This window comes from Collinsella aerofaciens, assembly GCF_015556945.1.
Taxonomy (GTDB): Bacteria; Actinomycetota; Coriobacteriia; order Coriobacteriales; family Coriobacteriaceae; genus Collinsella; species Collinsella aerofaciens_AO.
In genome coordinates, this window is sequence record NZ_JADNNH010000061.1 from 1 (window position 1) to 1,537 (window position 1,537).

Consider the following 1,537-nt stretch of genomic DNA (forward strand, 5'->3'; position numbering starts at 1 on the left):
CCCCATTACAGTTTGAGTTGTCCGAAAGGGCGGCTCTTTTCCGTTGCACGGCTATACGATTGAGCCGTACCGGTGGTCGCTGGCCGACCGCCCCGGACGGCCGTCAGCCCCTGCCCCGTAGAGGGCCCGGGACGTGTTGCCGCCGGGGCGGGAGGGGCCGCGGGGAACGACTGATAGAGATGTGCCGGGCCCGGACCGGGCCACGGCCGGGTAATGTGGGTGTCGCTTCCGCGGCTAACGGCCGGCTCAAGGGAGAGGATACACCATGCCTGCAGCAGAGACGCCCGTGGCCTACCTGGGGATCGACGTCGGGAAGAGCTCGCACAGCGCGTGCGCGCTCGATGCGGGAGGAGGCGTCGCCTTCAGGGCCGAGCTGGCAAACAGGCCCGACGACATCGACCGGCTGCTCGAGCGGGCCGGCTCCGGCGCGCTGGTCGTCGTCGACCAGAAGCGAAACATCGGCGCGCTGGTCCTCGCGCGCGCCCATGCGCACGGGAACCCCTGCGCCTACCTGCCCGGATATGCCGAGAAGCAGGCCCGCGGGATGTTCCCCGGCATCGCGAAGACCGACGCCATCGACGCCGAGGTGATCGCGCGCACCGCGCTCGGCGTGCCCCGCGCCCTCAGGCCGGCGCCCGAGGAGCCCGAGGGGGCCGCCTCGCTGCGGATCCTGTCGTCGCAGCGCGAGTTCGCGTCGTCCGCCAGGACCCGCGCGAAGAACAGGCTGCGCGCGACCCTGCTCGAGGCCGACCCCGCGCTCGAGGGCGCGGTCGACCCGTCGAGCCGCTGGCAGGTGTCGATGCTGGCCGAGTTCGGCGGGGCCGCCGGGTGCTCGGCCGCCGGCTGGCGCAGTTTCTCGAACGCAGCCAGGCGCGCGGGCGCCCCCGCGGCGGGGGCCAGGAGGCTCTGGGAGGCGCTGCTGGCCTCGTCGCGCTCGGGAAGGCGGCTCCCGGCCGGCGAGGACGTCGCGGTCCGGATGCTCGCCCGGGAGATAGCCTCCCTCGACGCCGACATCGAGGAGCTCGACTCGCTCGTGGCCGACTCACTGGCGGGCGACGAGGTCTACGAGTGCCTCCTCACGGTGCCCGGGATCGGCCCCAAGACCGCCGCGGCGCTGGTGACGTCGATCGACATATCCGCCTTCAGGGGGCACGACGAGCTCGCGAGCTATTGCGGCGTGGCGCCGTCAGACAGGCGCTCCGGGAGCAGCATCAGGTCGACGTCGCCTCAGCACGGCGGGAACAGGCAGCTCAAGAACCTGCTCATATTCAGCTGCAACTCCCTCATCGGCACGGACAACAGGTTCGGGAGGTACTACGGGGAGTGCAGGGCGAGGGGGATGAGGCACAGCAAGGCGCTGAAGGCGGTCGCGAGGAAGAGGCTCAAGGTCATATATGCGATCATGCGCGACGCCGTCCCGTACGCGGCCTAGCGGGCGGCGGGATCAACCGAAGAGGAAACCAAGCGGGGGCGCCAGGCGCCCGGATGCGTCATGCCGAAATGGCGCGAAGCACGCGGTTGACAAAACTATAGAGAC

General features: G+C 70.7%; 1 protein-coding gene. It reads left to right on the forward strand.

The window, feature by feature from the left end:
* Positions 1 to 265: 265 nt before the first annotated feature.
* Positions 266 to 1,432, forward strand: a complete 1,167-nt coding sequence (locus I2F59_RS09815) for an IS110 family RNA-guided transposase (protein ID WP_195504013.1) — start codon at positions 266 to 268, stop codon at positions 1,430 to 1,432.
* Positions 1,433 to 1,537: the final 105 nt, after the last annotated feature.

Bases quoted from the DNA above. Each gene is read 5' to 3' on its own strand.
- I2F59_RS09815 (WP_195504013.1), top strand. From the start codon at position 266: ATGCCTGCAGCAGAGACGCCCGTGGCCTACCTGGGGATCGACGTCGGG.